This window comes from Bacteroidota bacterium (assembly GCA_016721765.1).
Classification (GTDB): Bacteria; Bacteroidota; Bacteroidia; order UBA4408; family UBA4408; genus UBA4408.
The window spans coordinates 1,906,737-1,926,720 of sequence record JADKHO010000001.1; the positions used below are offsets into that span (position 1 = coordinate 1,906,737).

The following is a 19,984-nucleotide window of genomic DNA, read 5'->3' on the forward strand; positions in this document are numbered from 1 at the left end:
AGCTGGGATATAGGCATAATCAATTTCATTTTTTTTGTATCAAATTAGGACTTACTCTTGTTTGTTTAAAGTATCGTTAAACAATTGCATGTTTTCCAATTTGCTCTCTTCAAATGGAATCTCAATTAATTCAGGTTTGTGCGCTGCATCGGCATCCGCTTCGGCTTTATTAATTCCATCGAGTTTATCTTTTGCTTCCTTTATTAGGTCTTGATTGTCGGCATTGTCAATGATACTTTGAAGTGTTGCTTTGGCTTGAAAATTATCTTTCATGGCAACATAGTTATCCGCCCAAAGAATAAAACTCTTTGCAATCCAGTAATCGTAAGAAGGAACTTGTTTTATTATTTCATCTATCGTTTTAACCGAGCCGGCATAATCGCTCTTTTTATATTGAAGTAAAGCAATGTTGTATTTGGCTTCTGCACCCATTTCACTTTTTGTAAGGTTGGTAGTAATTTTAAACTCATCCATAGCCAAAGAGTCATTTCCGCTTGCTTGATAGGATTTGGCGGAAATTAAATGCGATTCATGAATTATTTCGTTACTCGTTTTTTCCATTGCAATTAATTTTTTTGCGGCTGTTATGGCGGCATCAAAATGTTGCAATTTAAAATTGCAACGCATTTGTCCAATTCGTGCTTCCATAATATTCGCAGGAATTTCAGCCAGTTCCTCAAGTTTCAAATAGGCAGCCAAAGCATCCGAAAAATTCTCTTTTTTATAATTTATAAAAGCAGATTTTATAAGCGCTTTTTCAGTAAAATTGCTTTTGGCTTGTTCCGTAACAAACACATATCCTTTGAGTGCTTCCACAAAAAAACCTTTTTTAAAATCACATTCAGCTTTATAAAAATTTGCATTCAGTTTGAAGTAAGCATTTGGATATTTAGCGAGGTATGCAGCAAAATCGGTGGAAGCATTGTCGCAATCACCTTTTACATAGCGCAATTCTGCTGATTCGTACATGGCGCTATCTAAGGCTGATGCGCTTATGTTTATGGATTGTGTTTTTAAATAATCTTCAAATTCAGCGATATTCGAAGTCTCCACATAGATGGTGCGCATATTTGTAAGTGCTTCTCGCGCTTCCGAGCTCTTTGGGTAATCTGCAATTATGCGTTTGTTTAACTCCAGCGCCATTTTGTTTTGATCACTATTGTAGTAGATCAAAGCCATTTTCAAAAGTGATTTTTTTACATAGCTGCTATTGGGATATTCATCCACCATTTTACTCAATATACCCAGCGCTTTGTCGTTTTGATTTTGTACCAAATAAGCATTTGCCAACTCGTATTTGGCATCATCGCTGTAAGTTGATTTTGGGTATTGATTAATAAGCGTTTGAAGTGTTTCTATTTTATCCCCAAATTTGGTTAACACGCCCATGGCGCTTGCTTTTTGATAAAGCACATAATCGTTATTCAGGGATGAAATTTTAGATGCATGATTGTAATAATCGATGGCGTTGCTATAATCTTTTGTAACAAAATATGCATCACCTATGCGGGTATATGCATCATTCAATTTTTTTGCATCTTGTTGCTCAGCATCCGGAGTACCAACGTATTTGCGAAACCACACGATTGAATTTGCGTAGTCGTTTAATTTAAAATAAGCATATCCCAAATTATAGTTCACGGTTTTAAATACGGGTTGCAAGGCAGCTCCCGGTTCAAACAAAAATGTTTTATAGGCACCTATCGCTTCTGTATATTTATTTAATCGGTAATATGCTTCGCCTTTCCAGTAGTGACTTAAGGCATTTAGGTTTTTGTCTTTGGGATATTGTAGAGCCTTTTCAAAATTCAAAATCGAACTTTCCAAACTCTTGTCATTAAACAATTCTACGGCACGGTAGTAAGCAATTTTTTGATACGCAAATTGCATGTCCTGCGATTTTTGTTTTATTTTTTCAATCGAAGTTAGCGCGTCTTTGTAGTTTTTGGTAGTGAGGTATACATTCACCAAATACTTATATGCTTCATCCAAACGAGGGGAATTTGGATATTGACTGATGTAGTTTTCAAATGCAGTAATTGCTTCTTGGTAAGGATTATAAGAAAGTTCGAAAGCTAATTTAGCAAAAGTGAAAAGAGCGTCTTCTTTTATTTCGGGGTCAAAATTTAATTTAGATGCCACTTGCATGGAATTGCGGGCAAATTGTTTATTGTTTGTGTTGATGTAGCAATCGGCCAAATGGTAGTGAGCCATTTGAGTGAGGCTGTCTTCTTCCTTAATAGATTTTTTAAAATTCTCAATGGCTTTTGCAAAGTCTTTTGATTTGTAGTACGCGTAAGCAATTTGATAGGAATCTTCGCGCGAAACTTTTCCTGCTTGTTTGAGGTATTTTTCGAAGTAAGGAATGGCTTCTTTGTATTTATTTTTTTTGTAATACGCATCACCCAACAAATGCGCAATTTCGGGTGCGCGCTTCACATTCGCTGAATCGAGAAGTCCGGGTGCGTAAGAAATAACCTCATCATACTTGCCCTGCATATAATAAATTTGAGCAATGTAGTAAGGCACAAGTGGACCAAAATTTGGATTCCCTGAAAGCTTTAAAAATCCCTTTTGTGCGGTTTCGTAATTTTTATTTAAATAAGCAATATGTGAGTAATAGTAAGTTGCAGGAGCCGCATATTTGTTATCGACATCTTTAATTTCAAAAAATAATTTTTGTGCTTTTTCATACGCTTGTTTCGAAAAATAGCTGTAACCAAGCTTAAAGTAATAATCAGAAAGTTGGGAGTTCGATAACTGCGAAGGCTCTACTTTTTCATAATAAACGATTGCTTCTTTAAATCGTTTTTTGCGATATTGGAAGTTACCCATATTGAAATAGGCCATTTTGATATGTTTACTTTCAGGATGCTTTTGGACAAATTGCGTGAGCAAATATTCAGCGTCATCATTAAATAACTCAAGAGCACAAATAGCTGTGTAATACTCTGCATCTACTCGTTCTTCTGTTTGAGGTTTTGCGGATTCGATTACTTTTTGAAAAACTTTTTGAGCAGCTCCATATTTTTCTTTTGCAAAGAGCTCCATGCCCAATTTAAAATCCGCATCCTTGTCGGTATAGATTATCGTTTTTTGAGCGCTGGAAGGAGGAGCATAAATTAAACTGAGCAGAAAAATTAGCGCAGCGCAAATCGCACGGGACTTTGTCATATCAACATATAATATTAATTGGTTAAAATTACTCAGGATTAAAGCAGCAAAAGGGCGATAGAATGTAAGTTATTAACGCGTGTTTGTTCAAATTATTGCAATGGAAGGAGGGAGTGCCTGAAACAAAAAAAAACCTGTAGGCTTTAAGGCTACAGGTTTTTCGAAAAATAATCAATGAATTAGTTCATCGGAGTTAAATCAAATTTAATAAATAATAAGTTTCTTACTCATTTGTCGTTTGGAAGAATACCCAACAATTTCATAGATGCCGGGCTTTAAATCTTTACCGGGATTTATACCGGATGCAGCAAATCCATTATCGTCGGTAACCACTACTTTAGAGTACACTTGATTTCCTAAAATATCCATCAACACAACAAGCATTTCTTCATGGTGATCTAATTTAACAGTCAAATTTATATTGTCGTCAGTAGTCGGATTTGGATAAACTTTAAACACATCTTCAAACTCATTAATTTGGGTTACTTCAATGGTTCGCAAATAGGTCACATTTCCAAGATTATCGGTCATCGATAAGCGATACCAAACTGTACCAATAGCTGGTGAAAGCTTCATGTCGATGTCATTAAATTCGTAATCTTGAGCAAAGGTGCTATTACCGGCCGCTGCAATATTTCGAATTGGTTCAAATTCAATATTATCTTCAGAACGTTCTATGGTATAAAATGCAAGATTGGTTTCTGATGAAGATGTCCAGTTTAAAGTAATACCTAAGGCGCTATGTGCAGCGCGGGCATTATAGTTTGCTGTTGTTTTTGCACCAAGTGATTTTGCAGTTGTAAACAAAAAAGCACTTGAATATGCACTAGTATTACTAGTACAATTCGTTTGTACTTGAAACTCATAAGGTGTAAATGGAACCAGTGAGGTAATGCATTTATTGGTATAGGAAGTAGTTTTATTTGTCCAAATAGTGCTTCCCTGTTTGCGGTATTGCACCTTATAGCTGGATGCACCATTTGCAGGATTCCAATTTAATTTTGCAGAGGAAGATTTAATACTGCTGGCAAATAATCCAGTTGGTGTATCACAACCGGAAGCGCTTAACGTTGCAAAACTTCCGGAATTGCTATATTGGCTTAAACCATAAGTGCATGTTGTTTGTACTTGATACTCATAAATAGAATTTGCGGTAAGCCCAAGTAAATTTACCGATGCAACATTTGAATTTACAGTTTGCCAAGTGCTTGATCCACTCACACGATACTGTATTGAATAAGAAGTTGCATCCTGAACGGGGTTCCAGCTTAACGAAACAGAAGTGGATGTTGCACCTGCAGAAATTAATCCGGCTGCTATTCCGCAAGGAGGCGCTATAGTAGCAAAAGTTGCAGCATTTGTAAATGCACTTGAATTAGAAGCAGAACAAATAGTTTGAACATGAAATTCATAACTCGATGCTGGAAGTAAACCACTTAAGCTTTCAGATGTTGTGTTACTCGAAACACTTGTCCATACATTTGTGCCAACAACTCGGTATTCAATTAAATAACTGCTTGCTCCTGCAACTGCATCCCAAGCAATATTGGCGCTGGTTTGTGTAATGTTAGTTGAGCTAAGGTTTGCAGTAATTGTGCACGAAGGGTTTCCTGTTGCAAAATTTGCTATACTTGAAAATGGACTGCTTCCAATGGCACAATTACTTTGCACTTGATATTCATAAGTCGAAGAAGGAGTTAATCCACTTAAATTAATTGAGGTGGTATTGCTGTTCAAATTCATCCAATTTGCCGCACCATTTAAGCGATATGAGATCGTATAACTTTGAGCATTACTTTGTCCGTTCCAAGTTATGCTTGCAGTACTTGAAGTCACTGAATTTACACTTAACCCTAAAGGAGCAATACAAGGTTGAGCTAAAGTTGTGAAGGTGGCGGGGGCACTATATCCACTACTAACACCAATACCACAATTCGATTCTATCTGAAATTGATAGGTTGCAGAAGCTTGTAGGTTTGTAATTGAAATCGAGTTACTGTTGCAAGTTAGACTAATCCAATTGGAGGCAGTGCTCTCTTTATATTGCACAGAATAAGAATTAGCTCCCGAGAATGCTGTCCAGTTTAACTGTGCGCTATTGTCGGTAATTAAGGATGCTGCTAATCCACTTGGTGTATTGCAAGGAGGTATATCAGTTGTGAAAACGCTACTGGCGGAGAAAGCACTTGAATTTCCTGCAATACAAACCGTTTGAATTTGGAATTCATAGCTTGTGGTTGGGTTAAGATTTGTAAGGCTTTTTGAACTGGAATTGCTCGTTGCTGAAATCCAAGTTGTAGCACCGGTTACACGGTATTGTAAATTATAGGATGCAGCGCCCGAAACACTTGCCCAATCTAATAAAGCAGAGTTTGATGTTAGATTTGTGGCTGCCAATGTTGACGGAGCATTACAAGCAGGAACTGCTGTGTTAAAAGTTGCACTTGATGTGAATGCACTGGTATTACCTGATCCACAATCAGACTGCACTTGATATTCATAAGAGGAAGAATGACTAAGGTTAGGAAGATAAGCAGAATTGGTGGTTGATGGCACGGATAACCAACTAGTAGAACCACTAATTCTGTATTGCACCGTGTATCCAATAGCCCCTGCAACACTTGTCCAATTAATGGAAGCATCGGTAGGTGAATTTGAAACCGCAGTTAATCCAACCGGAATCGTACAAGGAGCTGCAAGTGTTGTAAAGGTAGCATTGGTGCTAAAAATACTTGTATTCCCATTTCCACAATCGGCAGCTATTCCAAATTCGTAAAGGGAAGCATCACTAAGCCCAACTAAACTTTTTGAAGCGCTAGTGCTGTTAAGAGTATTCCATGAATTGGTCACCGAAATTTTATATTGTATCGTATATGATGTTGCACCCGCAACAGGTGTCCAACTTATTGTGGCTGAATTATAGGTAACGGAAGCACTTGCTAAATTTGTTGGAGTTCCGCATGGGGCTGCTTGTGTTGTAAAAGCCGATGCAGAAGAAAAGTTGCTTGTATTACTATTGCCACAATCGCATTGAACTTGAAACTCATAGTTTGCAGCTGCATTTAATCCGGTTAAGTTTAAACTGTTTGAAGTTACTGTTCCACTGATCCATGCGGCACTGCCAATTAAACGATAATTGTAGTTGTAAGCAACAGCATTCGGAACAGCGTTCCAATCGAGCATAGCAGAATTATAAGTAAGTGCACTTGCGCCTAATCCGGAAGGAATATTGCAAGGTGGTGCAAGTGTAATAAATGAAACGGAATCCGTGAATACACTAACATTTCCTGCCCCACAATTTGACTGCACTCTAAATTCATAACCGGTTGAACCATTTAAACCGGATAAATTTTTGGAATTAAGGATGCTACTTAAATTGGTCCATGTCGTTGTTCCGGTAATTCGATATTGAATTGTATAGCTGCTTGCACCTGAAAAATCCACCCAATTTAAAGTAGCAGAGTTCTCAGTTATAGAAGCAACAGCTAATCCAACAGGAGGGTTACACGGTGGAGCCAAGGTGCTGAAAGTTGCTGAATTTGAAAATGGGCTTGTATTACCACTCGCACATTCTGTTTGAACTTGAAATTCATAATTCGATAATGGTGTAAGCGCATTTAAGGTTATTGTAGTGTTGGCACCACTAACTGTATTCCATACTGAACTGCCAACAATGCGGTATTGCACGTTATAATTAACAGCAGTTGCTACCGCTGTCCAACTCACATCCGCAGCATCCCCGGTAATGGAAGCTGAAACTAAATTGGAAGGGCTAAGACAAGGCGGTGCAGAAGTTGCGAAAGTAGAGGTGCTCGAAAAAATACTGCTACTGCTGGCTGAGCATATCGATTGCACTTCGAATTCGTAAGTTGCATTTGCGTTAAGACCGCTGATGTTTAATGAATTAGTATTGCTAACTAAGTCAGTCCATGTGGGTGTTCCCACAACGCGATAATGAATTGCATAGGAAACAGCACCCGCTATTGCATTCCAGTTTAAGGTAGCGGTGTTATTTGTTACTGCCGATGCATTTAATCCGCTAGGAATGTTACATGGTGTAGCAGTTGTTGAGAAATTGGATGAACCGGAATAAGCACTAACATTTCCGTTACCGCAATCCGATTGAACCTGAAATTCATAAGTGGTAGAGGCACTTAACCCACTTATGTTTTTTGAATTAATGCTGCATACCACACTCGTCCAAGTTGAACTACCTATTATTCTGTATTGAAGATTGTACGTTCCTGCTCCTGCAAAATTCGACCAATCAAGATTTGCAGACACGTCGGTTATGGAAGATGCCATCAAAGCACTTGGAACACTACAAGGTGGTGCCGGCGTGCTAAAAGTTGATGAAGCTGAGAAACTGCTTAAGTTTCCATTGCCACAATCACTTTGAAGCTGAAACTCATAATTTGAAGAAGCATTTAAGCCGGTTACCGTTTTAGAATTGCTTGCACTACTTGTATTAATCCAATTTGCAGTTCCTACTACACGGTATTGGACAGTGTAACTGCTAACCCCTGCAACAATCCCCCAATTCAAAATAGCTGAGTTATAGGTTACAGAGCTGGCATTCAACCCAACCGGTGCATTGCAAGGGGGGGCAGGTGTTACAAAAGTGGAGGTTGATGTAAATGAGCTGGTGTTTGAATTCCCGCAATCCGATTGAATTTTAAATTCATAGTTGGCAGAAGAACTTAAGTTAGTTAAGTTATAAGTTGTATTGCTTGAATTTACACTTGTCCAAGTCGGAGCTCCAATCACTCTATATTTCAAAATATAAGCAGTGGCACCGGAGTAAGCGGTCCAGTTTATCGTTGCGGAATTATAAGTTATAGCGGATGAACTTAGGCCCGTTGGAGCATTGCAAGGCGGTGCCGGAGTTGTAAAATTGGCAGATGCTGTAAATGCACTTGTATTCGCATTTCCACAATCGGATTGAATCTGAAATTCATAATTGGATGAAGGTGTTAATGCTGTTAAACTTTTTGAATTAGTAACACTCGTTAAACTTGACCAAGTTGCCGCTCCAACAATGCGATAGCGAATAGTAAATGAATTTATTCCTGCCAAGGTATTCCAGTTAACAGTTGCAGAATTATAGGTTACAGCTGATGAGCTCAATCCCGATGGCATGTTACAAGGTGCTGCAGGGGTGAAAAAGTCAACTACCGATGAATAGGCACTGGCATTTCCTCCGCCACAGTCTGATTGAACTTGAAATTCATAATTTGTAGAAGCTTGTAATGCAGTTAATGCAAGTGAATTGTTGGCACTACTTGCCGTTGTCCAAGTAGCGGCACCCACAACATGATACTTAATGGTATAAGCACTGGCTCCAATTGCGGACGTCCAGTTAAGGGTTGCAGCATTATATGTTACGCCTGATGTACTTAGTCCGGAAGGAGTATTGCACGGTGGAGCAGGAGTTGTGAAATTTAAGGAAGCACTAAAACTACTTGTGTTACCATAGGTACATTCAGTTTGAACCTGAAATTCATAGTTAGATGAAGCAGATAAATTGCTCAATTGTTTTGTAGGAACAATACTGCTTACAACTGTCCAATTTGCAGCACCAACAATTCGATATTGCACTGAATAGCTAGCTGCACCTGAAACTGCATTCCAACTCAAGGTTGCTGCATTTTCAGTAACCGAAGAGGCGCTTAATCCGGTTGGAATATTGCAAGGTGGAGCAAGTGTCACAAAATTTGAAGAAGAGGAAAAGGCACTGGTATTACCGGCACCGCAATCCGATTTAACCTGAAATTCATAATTCGAAACCGGGCTTAATCCACTAATGTTTTTTGAATTTAAATTGCTGGATAAAGGTGTCCACGTGCTTGAACCTATGATACGATATTGAACAGTATAGGATAGCGCACTGGCATTATTATTCCAAGTAAGTGAAACTGAATTATCGGTTACAGAAGCGGAGCTTAATCCACTCGGAATACTGCATGGTGCTGCGAGTGTTGAGAAATTAGCGGAGGTTGAAAAAGCACTTGTATTTCCGCTTGAGCATTCAGTTTGCACTTGAAACTCATAATTTGAACTGGCAGAAAGCGAAGAGATGTTTAAACTATTTGAGGCACTTGATCCGGTAGTCCATACCGATGTTCCTACAATTCGGTATTGTATATTATAATTTGCCGCACCGGAAACAGCTCCCCAAGAAAGTGTTGCTGTGGCATCACTTACTGATGCAGCCGCTAATCCTGAAGGAAGTATACACGGCGGTGCTGAGGTTGCAAATGAGGTAGCAGCTGCAAATGCACTTGAATTAGAAGTACAATTTGTTTGTACACCAAACTCATAGGTTGTATTGGCTGATAAACCGCTTAAATTGTAGCTTGAGCTAGCATTCGTTAAGGTGGTCCATGTAGCTGCACCCACAACACGATATTGAATAGTATATCCATTAGCTCCTGAAATTGCATTCCAACTTAAAGTAGCTGAACTGTTGGTAACAGCACTCGGACTTAATCCGGTAGGAACATTGCATGGAGGTGCAAGGCTAGTAAAATTGACTGATGCCGAAAATGCACTTGTATTGCCGCTGCCACAATCTGATTGTATTTGAAATTCGTAAGCGGATGAAGCCGTTAATCCGGATAAGCTTTTAGTATTAATACTTGAAGTTGCATTCGTCCAAGAAGCAGCTCCTATTATTCTGTATCGTATATTGTATCCGGATGTACCTGCAAAATCAACCCAGTTAAGAATAGCAGAATTCTCGGTAATGCTTGCAGCAGCCAAACCAGTCACAACAGAACAAGGCGGAGCAGGAGTAGTAAATAGCGAAGAAGCTGTAAATGCACTAATATTTCCGGCACCACAGTCGGACTGCACTTGAAATTCATAATTTGAAGAGGCTGTTAATCCCGAAATATTTTTTGAATTACTTGCACTTGTTACAGACGTCCAGCTAGCCGATCCAACAATGCGGTATTGAATTAAGTACCCACTGGCTCCAGATGCAGCACTCCAGTTAAGTGTTGCACTAGTTGAAGTAACACTTGTACTTGTAAGTCCACTTGGCAATGTACAAGGGGTTGCAGCGGTTGTAAATGTTGCAGATGCCGCAAAAGCACTGGTATTGCCACTTCCACAATCTGCTTGCACTTGAAATTCATAATTCGAGGAAGACGATAAACTGCTTAAAATTTTAGAAACGGAGGTGCCTGTGGTGGTAGTCCATGTTGCAGCACCAACTACACGATATTTTATATTGTATCCACTAGCGCCTGGAACTGCGGTCCAGCCTATTGTTGCTCCATTGTGTGTAACATTTGAGGAAGATAAACCTGCCGGAGTATTGCACGGAGGTGCCGGAGTGGAAAAAGTTGATGAAGATGAAAATGCGCTGGAATTGCTGGCAGAACATACAGACTTAACTTGAAATTCATAATTTGTGGAAGCAAGCAAACCACTTATACTATTTGAGGTTACTGCACATGAAGCTGAAGTCCAAGTTGCAGCACTAACAACACGGTATTGAACTGTATAACTGCTGGCACCTGCAAATGCTGTCCAACTTAACAAGGCAGAACTGTTGGTTACTGAAGTTGAGCTAAGTCCAACTGGAACATTACAAGGTGGGGCAGGAGTTGTAAAATTAGATGAGGATGAAAATGCACTGGAATTACTGGCAGAACAAACAGTTTGTACTTGAAATTCATAGGTTGAAGAAGCACTTAAGCCACTCAGATTTTTAGTAATTGTGGCGCTGGTCGCAGTTGACCAAACACTTGTTCCGCTTACTCGGTATTGAATAGCATAACTGGAAGCACCTGAAACTGCTGTCCAGCTAATGGTTGCAGAATTATCAGTAACAGACGAGGAACTTAAACCGGATGCAATAGCACAAGGCGGTGCTGCAGTTGTAAAATTGGACGAGGTTGAGAAAGCGCTTGAACTGCTTGCAGAACAAACAGTTTGTATTTGAAACTCATAGGTTGAAGAAGCACTTAATCCGCTTATAGTTTTTGATGCCGATGTACTTGTAGAACTCATCCAAGTTGCAGCTCCAACTATTCTATATTGGATGGCATAACTTGTGGCTCCTGAAACCGCTGTCCAACTTAATGTTGCAGCTAAATTTGACACAGCAGAAGAACTTAATCCGGATGGAATATTACATGGAGGAGCCGGGGTAGCGAAATTTGAAGAAGAGGAAAATGGACTAGAATTGCTGTTACAAACGGCCTGTACTTGAAATTCATAAGATGTGGCAGGGGTTAAACCGGATATGGTTTTTGATACAGAAGGACTTGGCGTAGCGGTCCATGTGGATGCACCAACGGTTCGGTATTGTATGTTATAACTAACAGCATTGGCGACAGCATTTGCCAAAACGGTTGCCGAATTGGTTGTAACACCCGAAGAGCCCAATCCGGATGGTGCATTACAAGGTGCTGAAGTTGTTGAAAAATTTGATGAGGCAGTAAATGCGCTTAAACTTCCTGCTCCGCAATTTGCTTGTACCTGAAATTCATATGAAGAGGAGGCAGTTAAACCCGTCAAACTTTTTGAGGTGGTGGCACTGGTGCTAGAAATCCAAGATGCTGTGCCAACTATTCTGTATTGAAGGTTATAACTGCTCGCACCTGCAACTGCCGCCCATGATAGGGTTGCTGCAACATCACTTATTGCAGAAGAACTTAAACCTGTTGGTAAAGTACAAGCAGCACCGGTTGCAGTGGTGGTAAAACTAACTAAGGTTGAACTGGCTGAAGTTTTTGTTGAAATAACCGAATACACCACAAACTGATAAGCAGTATTGGCTTGTAAGCCGGCTAAGGTGTATGAATTTGTTGAAGTTGATACGGTTGTAAAATTATAAGTATTCGCTTTTGCATACATAATCCTATAGGCTGTAGCGCCTGAAACTGCAGCCCAACTTAGGAGTGCAGAGGTAGCCGAAGGCACAGCAGTTATACTAGTTGGTACCGATAAGATTGCAGTATTCGTTGAATCCTTGGGCATCCCTCCGTATTTGAACCACTTATAGCCGACTATATTTATTTTACTCTTAACCGTAGCGGAGAGTGTGGCATATTCCCGCATAAATATGGGCATGGCCGAGGCTTCGGAATGTTTTCCTACCGGTGCTGGACCGATTAAGTATTGCTTTAAATTTTCGGCAGCACTCTTGGTTAAACTGGCAAAAATTGGGAGAACGTCCACTTTGTGACTTGCCTTTGAGTAGGCTGTAAGTTTTGCTATGGTATGGCCCATGTATAATTTTGAGGTATCAGCATTATAACAAGCAAGCATCACCAAATCGACAGTATTCGCAACAAAGCGATTTTTTAATGTATCCTTACTACTAACGCCAATATAAACCGTACTTTTTATTCCATCTGCAGCTGCAAGGGAATCAACCCGTTTCATGTTTTTACTAAAATAGCTCCATGCACCCACCGAATCGCAGCTGTAGCCTCCTGGTGTTAAAAAATTTGTACAGTAGGTTTTTCCGCTATTGTAATTGGCATCGTTCCAATATTCAAATTCAAAATTGTAATGATTAAAACGTTCTAAGGTATCAGTTCGGCTAATTTGAAAGGGGTGCACTTCCGTAAGAAGTGTAGTATATTCAGACACTACAGCCGAAAAGTATTTCACTCCATAACGGGTTCTTCCTTTTTTAATAAATGCCGCAAGTTTTGCTGTATAACTTGGAGAAGTATGTAAATTTAAACACCCAATACTAATCGTAATAGCGTTAAAAGAACTGTCGCGGCAATAGCGAAATAAAATATTTTCTGCATTGCCTGTTGCATCACTAAGTATAGTATCTATCGCGTATACATAAAGCCCTTTGTAGGCGTATGGAGTGGTTTGTGCCTTTGAAGAATATCCCGCAATAAACAGCAGAACCCCTACAATCAGGCTTTTTGGTAGAAATCGATTCATGGATTTGGTTTTGTTATAAAATACACCGTTCTGTTTTTCAGTATAAGTAAAGTGTATACGGAAGCGCAGAAAAAAGGTTATAGTTTTTTTATTGACTTATTAACATTTGACTTCCCTAAAATAGTGTTTTTCTTTCAATTTTATGCATTCGACGTAAGAAATGCAAATTTCAATTCAAAGCAATATCTTTGTGAAAATAATCATGAATATGGAAATTGTAAGCATTCCAACACAACTTTACGCAGAATCTACCCCCAATCCTGCAGCCATGAAATTTGTTTCGAATCGGAAACTGATTGAAGGCACACCTATTGATTTTCCGGCAAAAGAACAAACAAAATCTTCGCCCTTGGCAGCAAAATTATTTAGCTTCCCATTTGTAACCGGTGTATTTATTGCCTCCAATTTTATTACCATTTCAAAAACAAAGAGTGTCGAATGGTTTGATATTCAAAGTGATTTACGTGAATTCTTGCAAGACTATTTAAGTAAAGGTTTACCTGTTTTATCACAAAAGGTGGTGACTGAAAAGGCTGCAATTGTTAGTGAAACAGAGCTTGTCGGCGAAAAGCCAACCAATGAAACAGATATTAAAATTGCACAAATTTTAGATGAATATATTCGACCGGCAGTGGAAGGTGATGGAGGTGCAATAACATTTAAATCTTTTAAGAATGGTGTTGTAACGGTGGTTTTACAAGGCTCTTGCAGTGGTTGCCCCTCTTCTACCTTTACCCTAAAAGCCGGAATTGAAGGTTTGTTAAAACGACTTATTCCCGAAGTGACTGAAGTGGTTGCAGAAGAACAATAATTATATATATATGAAAGAAGTTAAATTTTTTGTGGATGAGGAATGGAAGGAAATTTTTCCAAAACATAAGTTAAAAAAGCGTTATGCGATTTCTAATTATGGACGCATGGTTAGCTATACCGACGAAATTCGATTCGGTGATTTGCTCAAAGGGTCATTAGTGGGAGGGTATAGTATGTTCGGTTATACTAGGGTGCGAAATGGAAAGACCCAATATCATAAGCTAATGCGCCATAAGTTAGTTGCCGAAAATTTTTGTGAGCGAACCAGTGAAGATCAAACATATGTGATACACTTAAATTTTACCAAAGACAATAATCATTATAAAAACCTGAAATGGGCTACCTACAAGGAAATGTTGGCGCATGCAAAAAAGAGCCCGCTGGTAATTGAAGCACAACGTCAATTTTTGGAACGCAACAAAACGCGTAAAGGACACAAACTTACTGAAGCAACTGTTGCGCTCATCAAAGCTAAAATTAATGATCCCAATCGTAAAACCCGAATGAAAATGATTGCAAAACAATTTAAAATTAGCGAAATGCAATTGTATCGAATTAAGTCGGGTGAAAACTGGAGTCGTGTGAAAATATAGGCTGCAAAAGAAAACTCTTGTATTACAAAAAAGTACTTAATTTGTAATACAATTATTGCTTTTATGCCGAAGATATTTTTGCTTTTAGTGTTGCTTTTATTCCCATTTGTAATTTTTGCAACACGCATCAGTGGCGTTGTGTCGGACGAATCAAATACAGGACTTGCTTTTGCTGTGGTGTATGTAAAGGGTACAAGTATTGGAACTACTACCAACTCCGATGGTTTTTATTTTTTGGATCTTGCTCCGGGTAACTATAAAATTGGATTTCAATTAATCGGCTATCAACAAATTGAAAGGACTATTACAATTGCGCAAGAAAGCTATAAATTAAATGTGCAACTCGCCCCATCTTCTTTTCTGCTTAAGGCAATACAAATAAATGCTGCTGCTGAGGATCCGGCCTATGCTGTAATTCGTGCGGCTCAAAAAAGGAGAAAGTATTATTTAAACTTAGTGAAGTCATATTCCTGCAACGTGTACATAAAAGGAATGGAAAAAGTAACAAAATATCCACCCAAAAAAATTGCCGGGATAAGAGTTTCTATAGGAGGTTTAATTGACAGTGCTTCAGGGATTTTATATTTATCAGAATCAGAATCCAATTACTATTTCAGTCAACCGGATAAAGTTCAAGAAGAAATGATTGCAAGTAAAACCAGTGGAAAGAAAAATGGATTTAGCTACAATCGTGCATCCGACATGGATTTTAATTTTTATGAGAGCGCTATAAAAAATACAGCACTTTCGGTGCGCGGTTTTATTTCACCCATAGCTCCGGCTGCCTTGCGAAATTATAAGTATAAGCTCTTGGGCACCTTTCAGGAAAATGGTGAAATGATTAATAAAATACAAGTAATTCCAAAACGAAAAGAAGATGCTGTGTTTAGCGGAGTAATTTATATAGTCGAAAATTCTTGGCGCATTCATAGTACCGATTTGATGCTGGATAAAAATGCAGGAATTGAATACGTTGACACGCTTCGAATAACCCAAGAATATATTCAGGTGAAGGATAGCATCTGGATGCCTTTTAAAAATAATTTTGAGTACATCTTTGGAGCACTCGGATTTAGAGGTAAGGGAGTTTACAATGCTGTGATTTCAAATTACAGGTTGGAAGACATAAGTTCATCTGCACGCTTTACAGGTGCTGCAATTACATTTAGTGAAGATGCGCTTAATCGCGACAGTGCATATTGGGAATCCAAAAGAATTATCCCATTAACACAAGCAGAAATAAAAGATTATTCTTGGCGGGATAGTATTGAAATAGTGCACAGTTCCAATGCCTATATTGATTCAGTAGAAAAAATTAAAAATAAGTTTAAATGGAATAATATTATTGATGGTTATACGAATGAAAGCTCACTGCGAAAAACTCGTTTTGAATGGAAGCCAATGTATAACCATATTTCATTTAACACAGTGCAAGGAGTTGTTGTTGCACCCACCTTTGTTTTTACCAAAAAAATTGCCTCCCTCAAGAGTATCGAAGCGGGTGGCACAGCGGCCTATGGTTTTTCAAATAAGGCATACTATGGCTTTGGTAATTTGAGTTACACTTATAACAGCAAACGATTTGCAAAACTATCTCTTAGTGGTGGAAAGGATATGCTGCAATTTAACAGCAATGTTATCTCTCCACTTGTAAATACTTTGTATACCCTGTTATTGAAAGATAATTTTATGAAAATATTTGAAAAGTATTATATTCGGATGGAGCATACTACTGAACTTATGAACGGTTTAATTTTATTTAATGCTGTGGAGTATGCTGACCGCAATCCCTTGCGAAATACTACTTCCTTTTCACTTATCAAATCAAACAAGGAATTTCAATCCAATGATCCCTTAATTCCGGATAATCAACAATTCGCTTTTTTTAGAAACCAATCTTTTCATGTGGAGGCTGCTTTACAGTTTACACCGTATCAACGTTATTATTTTAACAGGGGAGAAAAATTGCTTCAGGATTCCAAGTATCCCAGCTTTACGCTATTTTACAAAAGAGCAATAAAGAATATTCTAAATAGTGATGTGGATTTGGATTTAATTAAATTGGGTGCCGAAGGCAACATCAATTGGAAAAGAGCAGGAGTGTTTCATTATAGTTTGGAAGCCGGGCGCTTTGTGAACCGCACCCAAATGAGTTTTATGGATTGGAAATATTTTAATGGGAATAAAACCTTGTATTCTAATTTTAGTGGAAAGCAATTTCAATTACTCGATTATTATAGCAATAGTACCAACAATGAATTTGCTGAAATACATTTGCAACAAAATTTTAACGGCGCAATTTTAAACAAAGTCCCCCTTTTAAAAAGGGCCAAAATTCAAGAATTGATTACTGTTAATTTTGTTGTTACCAATGGCAATTTTCATTATGAGGAAGCCGGAATTGGTTTGCAAAAATTGTTTATTCGAGTGGATTATGTTTTTGGGTTTAAGAATGGAGTTTACTCCGATTCTTCGCTGCGGTTTGGATTTTTGTTCTAATTTTAATTTCAAATTTTAAAAAAAAGCCTTATGCCTTCCTTCGATATTGTAAATAAAATTGATCATCAATTGCTCGACAATGCTATTAATACAGCTCGTAAAGAAATAATAACGCGGTATGATTTTCGTGATTCAAAAAGTACGATTGAGTTGGATAAAAAAGCATTAACAGTGCACATACTCACCGAAAGTGAAATGCGGGTTGAAGCCATTGAAGATGTAATCCGTTCGCGAATGATTAAGCAACGTTTAGATCCCTTGAGTTTGGACTTTGGAAAAGAGCGTTATGCTTCCGGAAATATGATGAAAAAGGACATCAAAATTAAAGAAGGAATCGACAAAGAAACTGCTAAGAAAATCGTTAAAAAAATAAAGGATTCAAAATTAAAGGTAGAAGCGCAAATCATGGATGAGCAAGTGCGTGTGAGCGGAAAAAAGATTGACGATTTACAACAGGTAATTGCATTGGTGCGCAGCAGTGATTTTGAGGTGCCCCTGCAGTTTGTGAATATGAAGTAAACAATAAAGTGAGTTAATTTGATCGGCGAAGGAATGAAGGTGGGAATCCAAAGAGTTGCTTAAAGGATTTACTAAGCGCAAACACATCTGAAAACCCTGCTTCAACAGCTATTTCAGTTAAAGATTGTTCAGAATGCTGAACTCTTTTTTTAGCGTAAAACAATTTTTTTTGAATGATATACTGGTGTGGGCTGATTCCGAAGACAGCTTTAAATACTCTGTAAAAATGATATTCAGACATTCCGCATTCTTTGGCGATAGCTGACGTTTCAATAGGTAGTTTGAAATAATTGTCTATAAAATCCTTTCCTGTACTAATTCTTCTGAACAGTTCCTTTCTTGTACTGGCCTTCACACCGGAAACCATTTGTAGTTGTTGGTAAATTGGCAACTGATCAGCGATAACACATTCCGCTAATTTATAATAAAATTCGCGGTTAAAACTAATACTTTCCTGCATGTTGGAAGAAGTTGCAGCGTCTAAATTTTGAAGAAATTTTCCAACATTTGTGTTTTTAACGCTGTATTTATTTTCCAAAAAATCCGGAGTATTAAAAAAGGTATCCAATAGGATATCGGCAACCGGTGTATCCGGTCTCATAAAGCTTGCAACTGTCTCAGAAAGCAAATCGGGTGCAACATCAATGCAAATCCCTTTTACCGCTTTATCGATTTCAACAATACCCTCTGAAAAATGATTTGCTAATAAATATTCGCCGGATTTAATATTGTAAATATTTCCATTTACATTGTATTTCTCAATTCCGTTTGAAACATATTTAATGGAGAAGCTTCTAAATGGAGCAGCACATTTAATTTCTTGAAGTAAGGAAAAGTTGATTAAACAACTTTTTTTTGGAAGTATCCAATCCGTATTGCTTTTAACAGAAAAAACATTAACCATAAGCTGCTCGTTTTCTGTAAAAATAATTTAAAATTTAAAATAAGAATGGTCAGCTGTTTGTAACTTTAATGGTTTTAATTAGTACGCCATCAAGCATCAATTTACCGAAATAAATTCCGGAGCCCAGTTTTTCGAGGTTGGTAAATTCAAATTTAGTTGTGTTGCTTCCATCGTTTAAATTTTCACATCGTGCAACTTCTTGTCCCAAATTAGAATATAAAATCAAGAAAGCTTTTTTATGTTCCTCTAAATTGCTAGCTACAAAGGTTAATTCATTTTTGAATGGATTAGGATAATAAAGCAGATTAAAATCAGTGTTAAGGTGCTCGCTTGAACTTGTTGGAATAGTATGCAAAGTATACTGTTTTAAAAGCGCTGATATTACTGGTGCCAAGGTCCATGAATTGTTTTTTGAGTCGTTAGTAAAAACGGTTATGCTTACATCTTTTGTAGGAAAGTACCATGAACTGGCAGCATAAGCAAGGTCTCCACCGTGGCCGAAACCTTGTAACCCATTAAATGTTTTTTTCATTAAGCCTAACCCATAGGTAGCGCCCGGTAATCCGGGTGCCGCAACAGTAACTTTTGCAAGCGACATCATGTTAGCCGAAAGTAAATCTCCGCGCATATATGTCCACATCCAACGTGAGATATCTGTAGGTGTTGCAAAATAACCTCCTGCAGGACCGGCTGTTGAATTTAAGGCGAAATAACTCATGTAAAACCAATCCGCATCATCCGTAATTCCATCGCCATTCAAATCAAGCCAAACATGTGCTGTGGGCAAAGTTATTGTTTCGAAAGCCGGAATGGCCAAACTGCTCAATGCAAGTGGAGTAAAAAAACGGTTTCGTAATTCCTGGTAATAAGAAAAGCCGGTTGCCTCCTTAATAATCATAGCCAGCAAATAATATCCTGTACTGCAATACGACCAATTGGTACCGGGTGCAAATAAGGGTGGTTTAACAAAAGTAGTTATAAGGTCTTCTAAGGCCCATACCGAATCAGGGTTAGCGATTAAGGTTGGCTGGCAATTAGGGTTGGAAAGCACCTCATAAATTCCACTCTGATGCCTTAGGAGTTGTTGTATGGTTATGTTGGGATTAATAAATTGAAATGTGTCGAGCCATTCATGCAAACTATCATCAAGGTTTAAAATTCCAATATCAGCAAGTTGAAGAATGCAAGCTGCTGTAATTGTTTTGGTAATGCTCCCAATTAAATATACGCTGTTAGTTGTAACACTGTCGAGCGGCATTAGAGAAGAAATTCCATTAGCATGCGCCCAAACAGATGTGTCAGAAAATTTCATTGCAGCACTCAAAGATTTTACATTAAGCACTGTGCGCATACTATCCAATGTAGTTGTAAGTAAACTGTCTAAATTTTGTGCCGTATTCTGTGCTTTTGTTTCATAGAAAACAGAAATAAGAAAGCAGAGAATAAATACTATTTTTCTATTATTCATTGTTTTTTTTTAATTATCAAAAACAAAGTTAAAAATCGATGCAGCAATAAATTTGTCAAATCCTGCTATTTTTTAATTCCAATCTCATAGCTG

8 protein-coding genes are annotated in these 19,984 nt (G+C 38.1%); 4 read left to right on the forward strand and 4 right to left on the reverse strand.

Annotated elements, in window-relative coordinates; genetic code table 11:
- Positions 1 to 51 precede the first annotated feature (51 nt).
- Together IPP32_07000 and IPP32_07005 are read right to left on the reverse strand one after the other, a co-directional pair.
- Complete coding sequence (locus tag IPP32_07000) at positions 52 to 3,174, reverse strand: tetratricopeptide repeat protein (GenBank protein ID MBL0047826.1); 3,123 nt, start codon at positions 3,172 to 3,174, stop codon at positions 52 to 54.
- Between the two features lie 204 nt (positions 3,175 to 3,378).
- The gene (locus IPP32_07005) at positions 3,379 to 13,095 is read right to left on the reverse strand and encodes a fibronectin type III domain-containing protein (GenBank protein MBL0047827.1); all 9,717 of its coding nucleotides are present in this window, start codon (positions 13,093 to 13,095) and stop codon (positions 3,379 to 3,381) included.
- A 208-nt stretch (positions 13,096 to 13,303) separates the two neighbouring features.
- On the opposite strand from IPP32_07005, the gene IPP32_07010 reads away from it, so the two are divergent.
- From IPP32_07010 to IPP32_07025, 4 genes are all read left to right on the forward strand, one after another.
- Positions 13,304 to 13,906 carry a NifU family protein gene (locus IPP32_07010; protein MBL0047828.1) on the forward strand — a complete coding sequence of 201 codons (603 nt, stop codon included), beginning with the start codon at positions 13,304 to 13,306 and terminating at the stop codon, positions 13,904 to 13,906.
- A 10-nt stretch (positions 13,907 to 13,916) separates the two neighbouring features.
- Complete coding sequence (locus IPP32_07015) at positions 13,917 to 14,501, forward strand: hypothetical protein (protein ID MBL0047829.1); 585 nt, start codon at positions 13,917 to 13,919, stop codon at positions 14,499 to 14,501.
- 63 nt (positions 14,502 to 14,564) lie between these two features.
- Positions 14,565 to 17,000: a carboxypeptidase-like regulatory domain-containing protein gene (locus tag IPP32_07020; protein ID MBL0047830.1), complete on the forward strand. Its 2,436-nt coding sequence runs from the start codon at positions 14,565 to 14,567 to the stop codon at positions 16,998 to 17,000.
- 30 nt (positions 17,001 to 17,030) lie between these two features.
- Positions 17,031 to 17,519, forward strand: a complete 489-nt coding sequence (locus IPP32_07025) for a YajQ family cyclic di-GMP-binding protein (protein ID MBL0047831.1) — start codon at positions 17,031 to 17,033, stop codon at positions 17,517 to 17,519.
- A gap of 13 nt (positions 17,520 to 17,532) precedes the next feature.
- Here IPP32_07025 and IPP32_07030 read toward each other — a convergent pair whose 3' ends face one another.
- Together IPP32_07030 and IPP32_07035 are read right to left on the reverse strand one after the other, a co-directional pair.
- The gene (locus IPP32_07030; protein ID MBL0047832.1) at positions 17,533 to 18,423 is read right to left on the reverse strand and encodes a helix-turn-helix transcriptional regulator; all 891 of its coding nucleotides are present in this window, start codon (positions 18,421 to 18,423) and stop codon (positions 17,533 to 17,535) included.
- Between the two features lie 49 nt (positions 18,424 to 18,472).
- Positions 18,473 to 19,891 (reverse strand): serine hydrolase, encoded by a 1,419-nt coding sequence (locus IPP32_07035; GenBank protein MBL0047833.1) that lies wholly within the window; start codon positions 19,889 to 19,891, stop codon positions 18,473 to 18,475.
- Between the last annotated feature and the right edge of the window lie 93 nt (positions 19,892 to 19,984).

Excerpts from the sequence above, each read along its gene's own strand:
- IPP32_07035 (MBL0047833.1), bottom strand. The coding sequence starts at position 19,891 with ATGAATAATAGAAAAATAGTATTTATTCTCTGCTTTCTTATTTCTGTT.
- IPP32_07025 (MBL0047831.1), top strand. The coding sequence starts at position 17,031 with ATGCCTTCCTTCGATATTGTAAATAAAATTGATCATCAATTGCTCGAC.
- IPP32_07010 (MBL0047828.1), top strand. The coding sequence starts at position 13,304 with ATGGAAATTGTAAGCATTCCAACACAACTTTACGCAGAATCTACCCCC.
- IPP32_07015 (MBL0047829.1), top strand. The coding sequence starts at position 13,917 with ATGAAAGAAGTTAAATTTTTTGTGGATGAGGAATGGAAGGAAATTTTT.
- IPP32_07030 (MBL0047832.1), bottom strand. The coding sequence starts at position 18,423 with ATGGTTAATGTTTTTTCTGTTAAAAGCAATACGGATTGGATACTTCCA.
- IPP32_07020 (MBL0047830.1), top strand. The coding sequence starts at position 14,565 with ATGCCGAAGATATTTTTGCTTTTAGTGTTGCTTTTATTCCCATTTGTA.
- IPP32_07000 (MBL0047826.1), bottom strand. The coding sequence starts at position 3,174 with ATGACAAAGTCCCGTGCGATTTGCGCTGCGCTAATTTTTCTGCTCAGT.
- IPP32_07005 (MBL0047827.1), bottom strand. The coding sequence starts at position 13,095 with ATGAATCGATTTCTACCAAAAAGCCTGATTGTAGGGGTTCTGCTGTTT.